The following is a 14974-nucleotide window of genomic DNA, read 5'->3' as shown; positions in this document are numbered from 1 at the left end:
GAGAACCGCCGTGCGCCGTGCCGTCCTCGCCACCACCGGGACCAGTGTCCTGATCGTCGTCCTGCTGGCGCTCAAACCGCATCAGCAGACCCCCCTGGCGGAGGGTCCGGCCCGGTCGCCCGTCTCCTCCTCCCCCGGGTCCGGGGCGGCGACGCCCTCGGCCGGGGGGAGCAGCCGCACCGGTACGTTCACGGGTGACGCCATCGGCACCCGGTACGGACCGGTGCAGGTCTCCGTCACCCTCACCGGCGGACGGATCACCGGGATACAGGTCCTCCGGGCACCGGACGGGAACGGCAGGGACCAGGAGCTGTCCGCCTACGCCCTGCCCCGGCTGGCGCGGGAGGCCCTCGGCGCGCAGAGCGCGGACATCGACGCCGTGTCCGGGGCGAGCTACACCAGCGACGGCTACCGGCGGTCCCTGCAGAGCGCGCTGGACCAGGCCCGTGGCTGACGCCCCACGCGGTCTGCGTCACGTCGAACACGTCATGGGCACCGTGTTCTCCTTCGACATCCGCGACCGGCCCTCGCCCGCGATCCGCCGCGCCCTCGCCGACGCCGTCCGCCATCTGCACGCCGTGGACGCCGTCTTCTCCACCTACCGGCCCGACAGCGCCGTGCGCAGGCTCGACCGCGGCGAGATCCGGTCGGCCGACTGTCCGCCCGAGGTCCATGAGGTGCTGTCGCTGTGCGCTCGGGCCGCCCACACCAGCGACGGCTGGTTCAGCGTTCTGGCCGGCGGCGCCCTCGACCCCTCCGGCCTCGTCAAGGGCTGGGCCGTGGAGAACGCGTCACGGATGCTGTACGAGGCCGGCGCGCACGACACCTGTGTGAACGGCGGCGGCGACCTCCGGCTCCGGGGCCGGTCCGCCCCCGGCACGCCCTGGCGCGTCGGCATCGCCCACCCGTCGCGTCCCGCGGCCCGGGTCGCCGTCGTCACCGCGCACGGCGATCTGGCCGTCGCGACCTCGGGCACGGCGGAGCGCGGGGCGCACATCCTCGATCCGCACGCCGGGACGCCTGCCACGGGTCTGGCCTCGGTCACCGTCGTCGGCCCCGGGCTGACGATGACCGACGCCTACGCCACGGCGGCGTTCGCCCGCGGTGAGTCGGCCCGGGCCTGGCTGGAATCGCTGGCCGGGTACGAGGGGCTCGGGGTGACGCCCGAGGGCCGGGTCTGGAGGACCTCCGGCTTCGACGCCCGAGTGGGCTGAGAGCCCGCGCGGCACGGCGTCCCCGGGTCCTCGCGGGCGGCCCCGCGGCACGGCGTCGGCGCGGCGCGCGCGGCGGTGTCAGGACGCGGTGGGTGCCCCGGGCGGGAGGGGGGTGACGATCGCCGCGGCCAGCTCCTCGGCCAGGGATACCGGGACGGGGTCCCCGGTGACCAGCAGGCGGAGGTACACCGGGCCCAGCAGCATGTCGACGGCGAGGTCCACATCGGCCGGACGCAGCCGGCCCTGCTGTCGGGCCCGGTCGAGCACCTCGCGCAGGATCAGCCGGCGTTCGCGTTCGACCTCGTGCAGCGCGGCGGCCAGTCCGGGTTCCCGGGGCAGCTCGCTGACCAGGCCGGCGATGACGCGGCCGAGATCGGTCCCGGTGAGCAGCCGGATGGTGTTGGACAGCACGGTGACGAGGTCGGCCGCCGGGTCGGCGGTGTGCGGGGCCTCGGGGTTGGCGCGGGCGAAGGCGTCCCGGACGGCCGCCGCGATCAGTTCGGTGCGGTCCTGCCAGCGGCGGTAGACGGTGGGCCGGGAGACGCCCGCCCGGGCGGCGACCGCCTCGACGGACAGGCCGGCGGCGCCGCCGGCCGCCAGCAGCTCGACCGTGGCCCGCAGGATGCGGACGGATGCCTCACCGCTGCGCGGCCGCCCCGCCGCCGGGGGCGTCGCCTCAGTCACCGGTCGGCTCCCCGGAGGCGGCGAGGGACGCGTCGTAGGCGGCGAAGCCCTCCTCGACCGCCGTCACGACCTGCTTCACCTCGACGTACGGCACTGTGAACAGCTCGGTGTCGCGGACCGCCTCCCAGAACATGTAGTAGGCGGCGAGGTCGTCGGTCTCCACGAACAGGACGTCGCTGTACTCGGCGGAGAACGCCTCGGCGTCGAACCATCGCAGGCGTACTCCCCGCGCCCGGCCGGCCAGCGTCTTGACGGTCTCCCACACGTGGGCGCGCTCGCCCCGTTCGAGCCGCAGCCAGGCGGGCTGGAACTGCAGCATGTTGATCACCACGTACCTCACGGTCCGTACTCCCTCCGCACGTGCGCCGTCCGGCGCCATCCCCATTTACATTACAGTACAGCGCTGTAATGTAATGAGCCTTCGCCGTCCTCGTGACCAAGGAGCAGCCATGCCGACCACCGCGCCGCAGAACGGCGACGACACCGCAGCGCGACCAGGGGTCGCCCTGGTCACGGGGGGCACCGCGGGCGTGGGCCTGTCACTGGCCCGCCGACTCGCAAAACGGGGTGAGCGGGTGGTGGTCTGCGGCCGCGACCCTGCCCGCGTGGCCGCGGCCGGGGCGCTCCCGGGCATCGAGGCGGTACGCCGCGACCTCGCCGTGGAGAGCGACCTCGTGGACCTCGTGGACCTGCTGCGCGAGCGGGGCGGCCTCCGGCTGCTGGTCAACAACGCGGCCGTCCAGTTCGGCCTCCGGCTGACCGAGGACGATCCGCTCGAGGTCCTGCGCCGCACCGACACCGAGATCGGCACGAACCTCACCGGCCCGGTCAAACTCACCACGCTGGCCCTGCCGTTGATGCTGCCCGGGAGCGCCCTGGTCAACGTCACCTCGGCCCTGGCGCTCAGCCCGAAACGCTCCGCGCCCGTCTACTGCGCCACCAAGGCCGCACTGCGGAACTACACCACCGCGCTGCGATACCAGCTCGCCGGCGAGGAACGGCGTATCCGCGTCGTGGAGGCCATGCTGCCGCTGGTCGACACCGCCATGACCGCGGGCCGGGGCAGCGGGAAGATCGGGCCGGACCAGGCCGCCGCGGCGCTGCTGCGCGGTCTCGACCGCGGCCGTCCCGTCGTCCGCGTCGGCAGGACAAGGGTTCTGACGGTGCTTCACCGGATCGCCCCCGGCGCCGTCGCGCGGATGCTCCGGGACGGCTGAGCGCCCGGCGGCTGGGTGCCCGGCGGGCGAGCTGTCGCCGGGGCCTCCCGCGGGAGGCCCCGGCACCCGCACACCCGCGCGCGGACCGACGGCCGTTCACCCGCTCCGGGGCGGGAAGACCTGGTGGGCGAAGGCGGCGATGTCCCGCACCACCCGTTCCGGGCTCTCCCAGTACACGGCGTGACCGGTCCCCTCGTAGACGATCAGCCGGGAGCCGGGGACCGAGTCGAGGATCGTCTGCTGGTCCTCACGGGTCAACAGGGGGTCCTTGTCCCCCCACACGACCAGGGTGGGGACCAGTATCCCGGCCAGCGTCGCCCGCAGATCGGTCTCCATCAGACCGCGCAGCGTCTCGCGCCACACCCGCGCCGGTGCCTTCAGGCTCTCCTCGACGACGGTCTCCAGAAAGCCGCGTCCCACCGGTGCCTCGGTCATCCCGGAGGCGAACTCCTCGGCGAAGGACCGGTCCAACGGGTCCTCGCACCGCCGCACCCTCTCCCACAGGCCGGTGGCCGCCGGCTTGTCCGCGAGGGTGGCCGGCACGCCGAGGAGGACGAGCCCCGCCACCCGGTCGGGATAGCGGCCCGCGACGATGCGGGCCTGCACACCGCCGCTGGAGCCCCCGACGAGCACGGCACGGTCGATGCCCACGCTGTCCATGAAGGCGACGGCGTCGGCGGCGAAGTCCTCGGGCAGATAGCCCTCCGGGGGTTTGTCGGCGTCCCCGTGCCCCCGCTGGGTGGGCGCGTACCCGTGCAGCGAGGTGGGCAGCCGCCGCAGCACCGGCTCGAACGTCCACCAGGAGTCGGTGTAGCCGTGCAGCATGACGACCGGCGTGCCCCCGGGGTATCCCGCCTCGGCGTAGGGCAGGGCCGTCCCGTCGCGCAGGACCGCGCGATGCAGGGCCAGGGTGGACATGACGCCCTCCTCAGCTCGTACCCGGACCGGAGCCGCGGTGCGCCCGGCGGACGGCGCGCGCCGCGGTCCCGGTCCGGGCCGCGCCGCCACCCGGGCGCCCTCCTGTGGCGTGGGACGGGCGGCGGTGGCCCGCGCGGGGGCTCACGGCTTGATGTTCTGGTTCAGGTGGAACAGGTTCCCCGGGTCGTAGGCCCGCTTGACCTCGACCAGACGGTCGTAGTGGGAACGGTAGTTGGCCTTGATCCGGCTCTGGTCGTCGCCGGCCATGAAGTTGATGTAGCCGCCTTCCTCGGAATGCGGCGCGGTGGCCTCGTAGTAGTCGCGCACCCAGGCCGTGTTGGCCTCGTTGTCCGCGGGGTCGGGCCACATGCCGGCGATGACGGTGGCGAACGAGGCGTCGCGGTAGGCGAAGGCCGTCGCGTCCGCGGGGACCCGGTGGCAGGCGCCGCTGACGGGGTAGATGTGCAGCGCCGAGTTCACGGTGGGGATGTCCGGCCCGTGCCGCAGATGCGCCTGTATCGCGTCCTCGGTCAGCTCGGTCACGAAGTTGGCCTTCCAGTAGTGCTGGAGACCGGGCGGTACGAGAGCGTCGAAGGCGCTGTTGAGCGCGGGGTAGGGCATCGGGCCGACGTGCTCGGCGACGACCGGCGCGATGTCGCGGAACGGCTTGACGGCGCTCGGCCCCTCCTCCAGCGGGCCGGACCAGCACGCCACGATCAGGGCCATGGTGTCGCCGTGCCGGTCCTCCGGGACGAACGGGAGGGGCGGGGCGATCTGGAAGGCGGGGAAGCCGCCCATCTCCTCCGGCGCGTCCCTGATCAGCTCCTGGAAGGCACGCAGCACGGTGCCGGCGCTCTCGAGTTCGAAGAACATCGGCCCGCCGTAGACATCCTTCACGGGGGCCAGACGGTACTCGAACGACGTCACCGCGCCGAAGTTGCCGCCTCCGCCGCGCAGCGCCCAGAACAGGTCCTGGTGTTGCTTCTCGTCGGCGACGACCATGCGGCCGTCCGCGGTCACCACGTCCGCCGAGATCAGGTTGTCGCAGCTGAGGCCGAGCCCGCGGGCGAGGTAGCCGATGCCGCCGCCGAGGGTGAGTCCGCCGATGCCGGTGGTGGAGATGATCCCGCCGGTCGTGGCCAGACCGAAGGCGTGGGTCGCCGCGTTGAGGTCGCCCCAGGTCGCCCCGCCCTCCGCGCGGGCCGTCCGCCTCACGGGATCGACGCGGACACCGCGCATCCCCGACAGGTCGGCGACCACGCCGTCGTCGCAGGTGCCGAAGCCCGGCACGCTGTGGCCGCCGCCGCGCACCGCCAAGTCCAGCTCGTTCTCCCGCGCGTAGTCCACCGCGGCCATGACGTCGCCCGCGTTGGCGCAGGTCACGATCACACCCGGCGTTCTGTCGATCATGGCGTTGTGGACCTTGCGCGCCTCCTCGTAGCCGTCGTCCCCCGGGGTGACGACGATTCCGCGTACCCGTTCGCGTAGCTGGTCGGTCGAGAGCCTGCCCATGGCCACCGCTCCTCCTACGAGCTCCTCTCCTACGCTACGCCGATGGCCCGGGGCCTCAACCGGGAGCGCGCGACGGGCGGCGGGGCGGGGCCAGGGCGTGACCGCCCGGCCAGAGGTCACCCGACAGGCGCTCAGCCTCCGACCTCGCGCGCCAGGTCCAGTCCGAGCACCCGGTCGAGAAGGGCGAAGGTCTCGAACCTGGCACCGGCGGGTACGTCGCCGCGGTCCGCGAGACCTTCCAGCAGGCCGAGCACGGCGGGCACGTCGAGGTCCTCGGACAGCGCGTTCTGCGCCTCCCTCAGCACCTCCGCGGGCACCGGACGGGACGGCTCGCGCGCCCAGGCGGCCACCTGCCGGCGCCAGCGCGCGAGGGTCCGCCGGGCATCGTCGAGGCCGGCGTCGTCCGGGGCGGCCGGGGCGGCGTACGGCCGGCGGAGCAGCCACAGCCGTACGGCGAGCGGATCGTGCGGCGGGCCGGAGCCTGGGAGGAGGCCGTCCGATGGGGCGGCGTCCAGGAGCCGAAGTGGTAGGGCGCCGCCCTCGCTCACCTCGATCAACGCGGCGCCTGGGGGCTCCGGCAGGGCGCCCGCGAGGGCGCCGTTGTCCGCGTGGACGTGGACGTCGGCGGCGGCGCACAGGGCGTCGGTCGCCGGGGGAGCGCCGGTCACGGCGGGCGGATGGATGCCGAGGGCGGACAGCGCCCGGCCGAGCGCCGCCGTGTTCCGCTCCCGCGCGGACTCCCGCGCGGACCCCCGCGCGGACCCCCGCGAGGACGGCGAGGAGGGCGCCGGGTCCGGTACGACGAGCACCGTGTGGGACTGCAGTCCCTGGAGCTCCGCGACGCGCGCCAGGAGATCGCCGACCAGCGGCCCCCGCGGGTCCATCGTCTGGGGCGCGGTGCCGGCCTCTCCGGCCGGGTCGAGGCGGACGCAGACGCGCAGCAGGTGGCGGTGGGGCGCGGCGGGGATCTCGACGAGGCGGCCGGTCCGGGAGTCGGCGATACGCAGCATGCCGCCGAGGCTATGGGCTGTCCCCTCGTCCCCGGTGGATCAGCGCGGGGCGTCGGGCGGCGCGTCACACGGCGGAGGGCCGCCCTCCCCCGGAGCGGCATGCGGGCGATGCGACGACGCGGCGGGGTGCCATAGCGTCCCCGTGTGCCCGCCGCGGATGACGGGGCGGCTCTTCGGCGGACGGGGAAGCGCGGCGCGCTCCGGCGCCTCCCGGTGCGGCGGCACCCCGTCCGGGACCGCTTCGCCCGCCGTTCCGGCGCGGGGCCGTAGCGCGGGCAGGTCAGGGCTTCAGATGGCTGAAGCCGACCTCGAAGCGTTCGACCGACAGGACCCGCTGGCCCTCTCGGGCGGCCACCTCCTCGCGGATGTGGGAGGTCACCTCCTCGCTCTCCCGCATCGCGTCCTCGTTCGCCCACAGGGTCAGCGTCCTCGCCTTTCCCGAGGCCCGGTCGACCAGGTAGTAGACCCCGAGGAAACCGGGCAGGTGCTTGACCTGGCTGACGACGGTCACCGCGTTGGCGGCCAGGTCCCCCGTCGCGGGTACCGGTGATCCCTGGTAGGTGCTCAGCCTCGCGAACATCCGCGGACGTCCTTTCGTGGTCCGGGTCGCCGGTCGGAGGGACGGGCGGCTCCGGGACCAGCGTGCTCCGGCGGGCCGCGGGACGCATGCCGGCGGGACAATGGGGGTGAGGAAACCGTCCGCCACGACGGAGAGCGGGGCATCGAGGTGCCGTACACGGCCGTCACCGCGCTGAGCCATGCCGGGCTGGTCCGGGAGCACAACGAGGACAGCCTCGTCGTCGGACCATGGACCCTGTGCGGCACGGTGACCGAGAATCCGCAGACCTTCCTCTTCCCGCTCGGCACGCCCCTCGTGGTCGCCGTCGCCGACGGGCTGGGCGGGCATCCGGCCGGCGAGGTGGCCAGTGGCCTGGTCGTGCGCCGGCTGGCCGGGCCGGCCGCGTGGCCGGTCAGCGCCGAGGGCGTCCGGCACGCCATGAACGACTGCAACCGGGCGGTGTACGAGGCGGCGAGCGGGGAACCCGGGCGGGCCACCATGGGGACCACGGTCGCGGGCGCCGTCGTGCTGCCGGACGCGCTGCTGGTCTTCAACGTCGGCGACAGCCGGGTCTACGCGGCCGGCGCCGGCCCGCTGCGCCGGCTCAGCGTGGACGACAGCCCGCCGTCCGAACCGGGGCACACCACGTCGCTGGTCACCCAGACCCTCGGCGGCGGCCGGGTCTTCAGCGCCGTCGATCCGCACGTGCGGAGACATCCCTCGACCGTCGGGGACCGCTTCCTGGTGTGCAGCGACGGACTGACCGACCCGGTCCCCGACGAGGTGCTCGACCGGCTGCTGCGGAGCCACGACGACAGCCGTGCGGCCTTCGAACTGTGGAAGGCAGCCATCGAGGCCGGCGGTCCCGACAACATCACGCTCGCGCTGATCCGGATCGGCGCCTGAGATCCTGTCGGATGGCCTCCGACCGACAGGCTCTGAGAATGAGCGTCCGGCGGCGGCCTTTGGTTGAGGTGCCCGTGCCCGTCCCGCCGCAAGGAGGGACGGGGCCGTCGCCGGGTTTCAGAGGGCGGGGGCCGTTCCCGCCGTGGGGGCCGGGGCGACCGCCGGGGACAGGAGCCGCTGCGCCAGGAGGCCGAAGACGACCGCGAAGGCCGCCCACAGTGCCGCCTGGATGCCCAGGGTCGCCATCCTGAACTCCCAGAGCACCGCGCCCGGGAAGCCCGCCTGCACGGCGTCCTCGTTCCCCGGCAGGACCGCGCAGGCGATCACGACCGCGGCGACGAAGCCCGCTCCGGCGACCAGGGTCGCGTTCCAGTTGCCGAGCCGCGGGGCGAGCCGGCGGCCCGCCACGACCGCGGCGACGCCGAGCAGCACGCTCAGCAGGATCATCAGGAAGAACAGCGTGGTGCGCTTGCCGATGGTGTCCGGGTTGCCGACCGCCGGCGGGGTCGCCGGATACTTCAGGAACGGCACCAGGTAGACCGTCGTGAAGGCGGCGGCGGAGACGATCGCCGCGGTCGCCTTCGGGGTGAAACGCCCCACCCGTCCGAGGACGAAGCAGAACGCGAGGGACGCGATGCCGCCGAGGGCGACCCCGTAGACGAGTACTCCCGTGGCGAGCCCGGCCGTGGACTGGACGCCACGGCTGACCAGTTCCTCCTCTTCCTCGGCCGCGTGTTCGGCCGCGTGCCCGGACACGGCGCCGGCCTCGGCGCCGTGGTCCGCGTGGTCCGCCCCGGCGGCGGCCTCCTCGACCGCGATCGAGGCGTTGACGGACGGTTCACCCGCGACATAGGCGACGGCGAAGGCGAACAGGCCGGCGATCAGGCCGGCCAGCATGCCGCGGAACAGCAGTCTGCCCACGGTCGAGCCAGTAGTGGTACGCATGGACCCGACGCCCCTCAGTGGCAGGGGAAGCCGAGCAGATGACGTCCGTCGTGCACCCATTCGTGCAAGTCGCTGCCGGCGAACACGGAGGTGGCGCCCTGCTCGGCGCCGACGAAGTAGAGCGCGACCAGCATCAGGATTCCGGCGAACACCGCCCAGGGCAGCACCGCGCGGACCGGAAGTGGGGCCGGCGGCGCGGCGGAGGGAAGTGAAGAGACGGCGGATGAGGCGACGGCCTCGGCCATGGTGGTACCTCCTCGGGAACTCGCGTCCCATACGGTGGTGCGCGACGACGGCTTTCGGGTCTGACTCACCGCTCCCCAACCCGTGTTCGGGTCGGGCGCGGCACACAGTGGCGCGACCGTGCCGGAGTTGCACCGGCTTCCGTCGTGCCGTCGTCGAGTGTGGAATTGTCGCGGAGACCGTACCGCGCCGGACCTCCGGGGCCAAGGGCGCGCGGAGGCTTGAGGGATGTCACACATGACCGTACGCATCACGCTGGTCGCGCCCGCGGTGAACGCGGCGCTGCGCGAGGCCCGGTTCGACGACGACGGGCCTCTGGAGGAGGCGGGACGGGCGCACGCCTCCTCGGTGCGGCGGTCCTGGGGCGTTCGGGAGGAGGCGGTGTTCTCCTCGCCCACCGCGCGGTGCCGGGAGACGGCGCTGGCCCTCGGCCTGGAGACCGCCGAGCCGCTGGCGGCGTTGGCCGGCTGCGCGATGGGCCGCTGGCGGGGCCGGTCCCTGGCGGAGGTCGCGGACGAGGAGGGGGAGTCCGTCGCCGCCTGGCTGTCGGACCCGGGGGCCGCCCCACACGGCGGCGAGTCGCTGCGGGCGTTGCGTGAGCGCGTCGGCGGGTGGCTGGACACGCCGCGTCCGGCCGGCCGGCTGCTCGCCGTGGCCGAGCCGGACGTCGTCCGGGCGGCGGTGGTCCACGCCCTCGGAACGGACGACCGGACGTTCTGGCGGCTGGACGTCCGTCCCCTGGCCGCCGTGCACCTCACGGGCCGTTCCGGCCGCTGGAACCTGAGGCTCGGCGAGCCGTCGGCCGGGCCGGGGACGGCGGAAGCCGACGCGTGACGCGCCCCGGCACGCCGTCCCCGGCCGGGGACGGCGTGGACCGGCGACGGCGGAGGCGGGCGTGTGGGACGGTGGGCCCATGCCCGTACCCGTGATCCTCGACTGCGATCCCGGTCACGACGACGCGTTCAACATCCTGCTGGCCGCCGCGCATCCCGCCGTCGACCTGCTGGCCGTCACCACCGTGGCCGGCAACCAGTCGCTGGAGAAGACCACCCTCAACGCCCGCCGGGTGTGCGCCGCCGCGGGCATCGACGACGTGCCCGTCGCGGCGGGACGGGCCGGGCCGCTGCACGGCTCGCCCCGTGTCGCCGAGAACATCCACGGCCGCACCGGACTCGACGGGCCCGGCTGGGGCGCGGGCGAACCCGGCGTGCCCCAGGACCCGCGCGACGCGCTCACCCTGATCCGGGACACCCTGCTCGCGCGGCCCGAGCCGGTGACGCTGGTACCGACCGGGCCGCTGACGAACATCGCGACCCTGCTGCTCGCCCATCCGGAACTGGCCCCGAGGATCGAGCGCATCGTGCTGATGGGCGGTTCGACCGGGCGCGGGAACACCACGCCGGCCGCGGAGTTCAACATCCTGTGCGATCCGGAGGCCGCCGACATCGTCTTCTCCAGCGGGCTGCCGGTGACCATGTTCGGTCTGAACGCAACCCACCAGGTCCGCGCGACGCCCGAGGTGGTGGCACGGATCGAGGCGCTCGGCACGCCGCTGAGCCGGCTCTGCGTCGAGCTGCTGACCTTCTTCGCGTCGGCGTACCGCGAGGTCTTCGGCCTCGACGCCCCACCGCTGCACGATCCGCTGACCGTGGCGCACCTGATCGACCCGTCGCTGGTCAGCCTGGTACGGGCGCCGGTGTCGGTCGAGCTGACGGGGACGCACACCCGGGGGGCGACGGTGGTGGACCTGGACGGGGTGACGGGCCGCGCGCCGCAGGTCGACGTGGGCATGGAGGTCGACGTGCCGGCGTTCTGGGACCTGATCGTCGAAGCGGTCCGGGTGCTCGGCGCACGGCCGTCCGCCCGGACGTCCGGGTGACCGCCTGACCGCGTGACCTGTGAGGGCGAGGCCCCTCCCGCCCTTCCGCCCTTCCCCGGGGGGACGAGCGGAAGGGCGAGGGCGGCCGTCAGTCCTCGTCGCCGCCCTCGAGGTCCCCCTCCGTCCGGAGGAAGACCTGGCGCAGCCCCTCCAGCACCGCCGGGTCCGGCTTCTCCCACATCCCGCGCGACTCGGCTTCCAGCAGTCGCTCCGCGATGCCGTGCAGGGCCCAGGGGTTGGCCTCCTGGAGGAATGCCTGGTTCTCCGGGTCCAGGACGTAGGTCTCGGTGAGCTTGTCGTACATCCAGTCGGCGACCACGCCCGTCGTCGCGTCGTAGCCGAAGAGGTAGTCCACGGTCGCCGCGAGCTCGAAGGCGCCCTTGTAGCCGTGGCGGCGCATCGCCTCGATCCACTTCGGGTTGACCACGCGGGCGCGGAAGACCCGGGAGGTCTCCTCCACCAGCGTGCGGGTGCGGACCGTCTCGGGGCGGGTGGAGTCGCCGATGTACGCCTCGGGCGCCGTGCCCTTGAGCGCGCGGACCGTCGCCACCATGCCGCCGTGGTACTGGAAGTAGTCGTCGGAGTCCGCGATGTCGTGCTCGCGGGTGTCCGTGTTCTTCGCGGCCACCGCGATCCGCTTGTACGCGGTCTCCATCTCCGCCCGCGCCGGGCGGCCTTCCAGCCCCCGGCCGTAGGCGTACCCGCCCCAGACCGTGTACACCTCGGCGAGGTCCGCGTCCGTGCGCCAGTCACGCGAGTCGATCAGCTGGAGGATGCCCGCGCCGTACGTGCCCGGCCGTGAGCCGAAGATCCGGGTCGTGGCGCGCCGCTCGTCGCCGTGTTCGGCCAGGTCGGCCTGGGCGTGCGCGCGGACGAAGTTGGACTCGGCGGGCTCGTCGAGCGAGGCCACGAGCCGTACCGCGTCGTCGAGCAGGCCGATGACGTGCGGGAACGCGTCCCGGAAGAAGCCGGAGATGCGCAGGGTGACGTCGACGCGCGGGCGGCCGAGTTCCGCCGGCGGGATCGCCTCCAGACCGTTGACCCGGCGCGAGGCGTCGTCCCACAGCGGGCGGACGCCGAGCAGGGCCAGGGCCTCCGCCACGTCGTCGCCGGCCGTGCGCATGGCGCTCGTGCCCCACAGCGACAGTCCGACGGAGGTCGGCCACGCGCCGTTGTCCGTGCGATAGCGCTCCAGCAGCGAGTCGGCGAGGGCCTGGCCCGTCTCCCACGCCAGCCTGGACGGTACGGCCTTGGGGTCGACGGAGTAGAAGTTGCGGCCTGTCGGGAGCACGTTGACCAGACCGCGCAGCGGCGAACCGGAAGGCCCGGCCGGCACGAAGCCTCCGTTCAGCGCGTGGACGGCGTGCGTCAGCTCGTCGGTCGTGGCGGCGAGCCGCGGGACGACCTGCTCGCAGGCGAACCGCAGCACCGCGGCGACCTCGGGGCCGTGCCCGCCGGCGACCTCGGCGACCGCGTGCACCGACCAGCCGGCGGCCTCCATCGCCTCGACCAGCTCGCGCGCCTTCGCCTCCGCGTCGTCGGCGGTGGTGCGCGTCGCGGCCGACTCGTCCAGGCCGAGTGCCTCGCGCAGGCCCGGGAGCGCCTGGGTGCCGCCCCATATCTGCCGGGCCCGGAGGATCGACAGGACCAGGTTGACCCGCGCCTCGCCCTCCGGCGCTCCGCCGAGGACGTGCAGACCGTCCCTGATCTGCGCGTCCTTGACCTCACAGAGCCAGCCGTCGACGTGCAGCAGGAAGTCGTCGAAGCCGTCGTCGTCGGGCCGGTCGTCCATCCCCAGGTCGTGATCGAGCTTCGCGGCCTGGATCAGCGTCCAGATCTGGGCACGGATCGCCGGGAGCTTCGACGGGTCCATGGAGGAGATCTGCGCGTACTCGTCGAGCAGCTGCTCCAGGCGCGCGATGTCGCCGTACGAGTCGGCGCGCGCCATCGGCGGCACCAGGTGGTCGACGAGCGTCGCGTGGACCCGGCGTTTGGCCTGGGTGCCCTCGCCCGGGTCGTTGACGAGGAAGGGGTAGACCAGCGGGAGGTCGCCGAGCGCCGCGTCCGGGCCGCAGGCCGCCGACAGACCCGCGTTCTTGCCCGGCAGCCACTCCAGGTTGCCGTGCTTGCCGAGGTGGACCATCGCGTCCGCCCCGAAGCCGCCGTCCTCGGCGCGTGCCGCGATCCAGCGGTAGGCGGCCAGGTAGTGGTGCGAGGGCGGCAGGTCCGGGTCGTGGTAGATCGCGATCGGGTTCTCGCCGAAGCCGCGCGGCGGCTGGATGAGGATCAGCAGGTTCCCGCGGCGCAGGGCGGCGAGCACGATGTCGCCCTCGGGGTTGCGGGAGCGGTCGAGGAACATCTCGCCGGGCGCGGGGCCCCAGTGTTCCTCGACGGACGCGCGGAGTCCGGCCGGGAGGGTCGCGTACCAGCGCTTGTAGTCGGCGGCCGGGATGCGGACCGGGTTGCGCGCCAGCTGCTCCTCGGTGAGCCAGTCCTGGTCGTGGCCGCCGGCCTCGATCAGGGCGTAGATCAGCTCGTCGCCGTCGCCGGAGACCACGCCGGGGAGGTCCTCGACCGGGCCGAAGTCGTAGCCCTCCGCGCGCAGTCTGCGGAGCAGCGCCACGGCCGAGGCGGGCGTGTCCAGGCCGACGGCGTTGCCGATCCGGGAGTGCTTGGTCGGGTACGCGGAGAGGACGAGCGCCAGCTTCTTCCCGGCGTTCGGGATGTGCCGCAGGCGGGCGTGGCGCACGGCGATCCCGGCGACGCGGGCGGCGCGTTCGGGGTCGGCGACGTAGGCCGGCAGGCCGTCCTCGTCGATCTCCTTGAAGGAGAAGGGGACGGTGATCAGGCGGCCGTCGAACTCGGGAACGGCGACCTGGCTCGCCGCGTCGAGCGGGGACAGTCCCTCGTCGTTCTCCTCCCAGGCCGAGCGGGACCCGGTGAGGCAGAGTGCCTGGAGGATCGGGACGTCGAGAGCGGCGAGCGCACCCGCGTCCCAGGACTCCTCGTCGCCGCCGGCCTGGGCCTCGGCGGGCTTGGTGCCGCCGGCGGCGAGCACGGTGGTGACGATGGCGTCGGCGTCGCGGAGCCGGTCGAGCAGTTCGGGCTCGGGGGCGCGCAGGGAGGCGACGAAGAGCGGACGGGCCTGGGCGCCCGCGTCCTCGATCGCCTCGCAGAGCGCGGCGACGAAGCCGGTGTTGCCGCTCATGTGGTGGGCGCGGTAGTAGAGCACCGCGATGGTCGGGCCGTCGGTCGTGCGCGGGGTGCGCTCCAGCGGCCCCCAGGTGGGGGCGGCGGCCGGGGCCTCGAAGCCGTGGCCGGTGAGCAGCACGGTGTCGGAGAGGAAGCGGGCCAGCTGCTCCAGGTTGTCCGGGCCGCCGTGCGCCAGGTAGGCGTGGGCCTCGGTGGCGACGCCGATCGGGACGGTGGACGACTCCATCAGCTGGGCGTCGGGGGCCTGCTCGCCGGAGAGCACGACGACGGGCCGCGGCTGGTCCTCGGCGAGCAGGGCCCGCAGCCCGTCCTCCCAGGCGCGCAGGCCGCCGAGGAGGCGGACCAGCACGAGGTCGGCGCCGTCGAGGAGACCGGGCAGGTCGCCGAGCGGGAGGCGGGCGGGGTTGGCGAAGCGGTACGCGACCGGGCCGCCGGCCGCGCGGGCGCTGAGCAGGTCGGTGTCGGAGTGCGACAGCAACAGAATTCGCATGCGAGCGCAGGCCTTCCTCGGGGTTGTCCGCGCCCCGGGTGGTCGTGTGGACGGCGGGAGTTCCTGACTCACCGGCTCCGTCTTCGGAGCCGGCTCACAGTGGCGGGACCGCGCCGGATTCTCACCGGGCTTCCTCCCCGGGGTCCTGGGACCCCATGCCGTCTGCATAGTAGATCCTGGCCGC

The 14974-nt window shown here is 74.0% G+C and carries 15 protein-coding genes and 1 riboswitch; of the genes, 6 read left to right on the top strand and 9 right to left on the bottom strand.

Annotation, left to right across the window (positions count from 1 at the left end; all coding sequences use genetic code 11):
• Positions 1 to 10: 10 nt before the first annotated feature.
• Both OG393_RS16310 and OG393_RS16305 read left to right on the top strand, forming a co-directional pair.
• Positions 11 to 454, top strand: coding sequence for an FMN-binding protein (locus tag OG393_RS16310; protein WP_327375381.1), 444 nt, complete (start codon positions 11 to 13; stop codon positions 452 to 454).
• 34 nt (positions 455 to 488) lie between these two features.
• Positions 489 to 1214 carry an FAD:protein FMN transferase gene (locus tag OG393_RS16305; RefSeq protein ID WP_442817419.1) on the top strand — a complete coding sequence of 242 codons (726 nt, stop codon included), beginning with the start codon at positions 489 to 491 and terminating at the stop codon, positions 1212 to 1214.
• A gap of 78 nt (positions 1215 to 1292) precedes the next feature.
• Here the strand turns inward: OG393_RS16305 and OG393_RS16300 are convergent, their stop codons facing one another.
• Both OG393_RS16300 and OG393_RS16295 read right to left on the bottom strand, forming a co-directional pair.
• Positions 1293 to 1898: a TetR/AcrR family transcriptional regulator gene (locus OG393_RS16300; protein WP_327375379.1), complete on the bottom strand. Its 606-nt coding sequence runs from the start codon at positions 1896 to 1898 to the stop codon at positions 1293 to 1295.
• Positions 1891 to 2238, bottom strand: a complete 348-nt coding sequence (locus tag OG393_RS16295) for a darcynin family protein (protein ID WP_327375378.1) — start codon at positions 2236 to 2238, stop codon at positions 1891 to 1893. The genes OG393_RS16300 and OG393_RS16295 overlap by 8 nt, the downstream gene beginning before the upstream one ends.
• A 109-nt stretch (positions 2239 to 2347) precedes the next feature.
• Between OG393_RS16295 and OG393_RS16290 the strand changes: the two genes are divergently transcribed.
• Positions 2348 to 3115 carry an SDR family NAD(P)-dependent oxidoreductase gene (locus OG393_RS16290; RefSeq protein ID WP_327375377.1) on the top strand — a complete coding sequence of 256 codons (768 nt, stop codon included), beginning with the start codon at positions 2348 to 2350 and terminating at the stop codon, positions 3113 to 3115.
• Positions 3116 to 3211: 96 nt separating this feature from the next.
• Here the strand turns inward: OG393_RS16290 and OG393_RS16285 are convergent, their stop codons facing one another.
• The 4 genes from OG393_RS16285 to OG393_RS16270 all read right to left on the bottom strand — a co-directional run bounded on the left by OG393_RS16285 (position 3212) and on the right by OG393_RS16270 (position 7135).
• The gene (locus OG393_RS16285) at positions 3212 to 4033 is read right to left on the bottom strand and encodes an alpha/beta fold hydrolase (protein WP_327375376.1); all 822 of its coding nucleotides are present in this window, start codon (positions 4031 to 4033) and stop codon (positions 3212 to 3214) included.
• Positions 4034 to 4174: 141 nt separating this feature from the next.
• A complete protein-coding gene (locus OG393_RS16280) occupies positions 4175 to 5545 on the bottom strand; it encodes an FAD-binding oxidoreductase (RefSeq protein ID WP_327375375.1) in 1371 nt (456 codons plus the stop codon).
• Positions 5546 to 5676: 131 nt separating this feature from the next.
• The gene (locus OG393_RS16275) at positions 5677 to 6555 is read right to left on the bottom strand and encodes a hypothetical protein (protein ID WP_327375374.1); all 879 of its coding nucleotides are present in this window, start codon (positions 6553 to 6555) and stop codon (positions 5677 to 5679) included.
• A 280-nt stretch (positions 6556 to 6835) separates the two neighbouring features.
• The gene (locus OG393_RS16270) at positions 6836 to 7135 is read right to left on the bottom strand and encodes a hypothetical protein (protein WP_327375373.1); all 300 of its coding nucleotides are present in this window, start codon (positions 7133 to 7135) and stop codon (positions 6836 to 6838) included.
• A gap of 147 nt (positions 7136 to 7282) precedes the next feature.
• Between OG393_RS16270 and OG393_RS16265 the strand changes: the two genes are divergently transcribed.
• Positions 7283 to 8020: a PP2C family protein-serine/threonine phosphatase gene (locus OG393_RS16265; RefSeq protein ID WP_327375372.1), complete on the top strand. Its 738-nt coding sequence runs from the start codon at positions 7283 to 7285 to the stop codon at positions 8018 to 8020.
• Between the two features lie 117 nt (positions 8021 to 8137).
• Here OG393_RS16265 and OG393_RS16260 read toward each other — a convergent pair whose 3' ends face one another.
• On the bottom strand, positions 8138 to 8965 hold the full coding sequence (locus OG393_RS16260; RefSeq protein WP_327375371.1) for a CbtA family protein: 828 nt from the start codon (positions 8963 to 8965) through the stop codon (positions 8138 to 8140).
• A gap of 14 nt (positions 8966 to 8979) precedes the next feature.
• Positions 8980 to 9210 carry a CbtB domain-containing protein gene (locus OG393_RS16255; protein WP_327375370.1) on the bottom strand — a complete coding sequence of 77 codons (231 nt, stop codon included), beginning with the start codon at positions 9208 to 9210 and terminating at the stop codon, positions 8980 to 8982.
• A 235-nt stretch (positions 9211 to 9445) separates the two neighbouring features.
• Here OG393_RS16255 and OG393_RS16250 point away from each other — a divergent pair, with 235 nt between their 5' ends.
• Both OG393_RS16250 and OG393_RS16245 read left to right on the top strand, forming a co-directional pair.
• A complete protein-coding gene (locus tag OG393_RS16250) occupies positions 9446 to 10042 on the top strand; it encodes a histidine phosphatase family protein (RefSeq protein ID WP_327375369.1) in 597 nt (198 codons plus the stop codon).
• A gap of 79 nt (positions 10043 to 10121) precedes the next feature.
• On the top strand, positions 10122 to 11087 hold the full coding sequence (locus OG393_RS16245) for a nucleoside hydrolase (protein ID WP_327375368.1): 966 nt from the start codon (positions 10122 to 10124) through the stop codon (positions 11085 to 11087).
• 88 nt (positions 11088 to 11175) lie between these two features.
• On the opposite strand, the gene cobN is transcribed toward OG393_RS16245, so the two are convergent.
• Positions 11176 to 14790: a cobaltochelatase subunit CobN gene (gene cobN, locus OG393_RS16240; protein WP_327375367.1), complete on the bottom strand. Its 3615-nt coding sequence runs from the start codon at positions 14788 to 14790 to the stop codon at positions 11176 to 11178.
• A 38-nt stretch (positions 14791 to 14828) separates the two neighbouring features.
• Positions 14829 to 14965, bottom strand: a riboswitch (cobalamin riboswitch).
• Positions 14966 to 14974 lie beyond the last annotated feature (9 nt).

It is taken from the genome of Streptomyces sp. NBC_01216 (assembly GCF_035994945.1).
Taxonomy (GTDB): domain Bacteria; phylum Actinomycetota; class Actinomycetes; order Streptomycetales; family Streptomycetaceae; genus Streptomyces.
This window is presented reverse-complemented; position numbering and strand designations above follow the sequence as displayed.

Excerpts from the sequence above, each read along its gene's own strand:
- OG393_RS16305 (WP_442817419.1), top strand. The coding sequence starts at position 489 with ATGGGCACCGTGTTCTCCTTCGACATCCGCGACCGGCCCTCGCCCGCG.
- OG393_RS16290 (WP_327375377.1), top strand. The coding sequence starts at position 2,348 with ATGCCGACCACCGCGCCGCAGAACGGCGACGACACCGCAGCGCGACCA.
- OG393_RS16285 (WP_327375376.1), bottom strand. The coding sequence starts at position 4,033 with ATGTCCACCCTGGCCCTGCATCGCGCGGTCCTGCGCGACGGGACGGCC.
- OG393_RS16280 (WP_327375375.1), bottom strand. The coding sequence starts at position 5,545 with ATGGGCAGGCTCTCGACCGACCAGCTACGCGAACGGGTACGCGGAATC.
- OG393_RS16275 (WP_327375374.1), bottom strand. The coding sequence starts at position 6,555 with ATGCTGCGTATCGCCGACTCCCGGACCGGCCGCCTCGTCGAGATCCCC.
- OG393_RS16270 (WP_327375373.1), bottom strand. The coding sequence starts at position 7,135 with ATGTTCGCGAGGCTGAGCACCTACCAGGGATCACCGGTACCCGCGACG.
- OG393_RS16260 (WP_327375371.1), bottom strand. The coding sequence starts at position 8,965 with ATGCGTACCACTACTGGCTCGACCGTGGGCAGACTGCTGTTCCGCGGC.
- OG393_RS16255 (WP_327375370.1), bottom strand. The coding sequence starts at position 9,210 with ATGGCCGAGGCCGTCGCCTCATCCGCCGTCTCTTCACTTCCCTCCGCC.
- OG393_RS16250 (WP_327375369.1), top strand. The coding sequence starts at position 9,446 with ATGACCGTACGCATCACGCTGGTCGCGCCCGCGGTGAACGCGGCGCTG.
- OG393_RS16245 (WP_327375368.1), top strand. The coding sequence starts at position 10,122 with ATGCCCGTACCCGTGATCCTCGACTGCGATCCCGGTCACGACGACGCG.
- cobN (WP_327375367.1), bottom strand. The coding sequence starts at position 14,790 with ATGCGAATTCTGTTGCTGTCGCACTCCGACACCGACCTGCTCAGCGCC.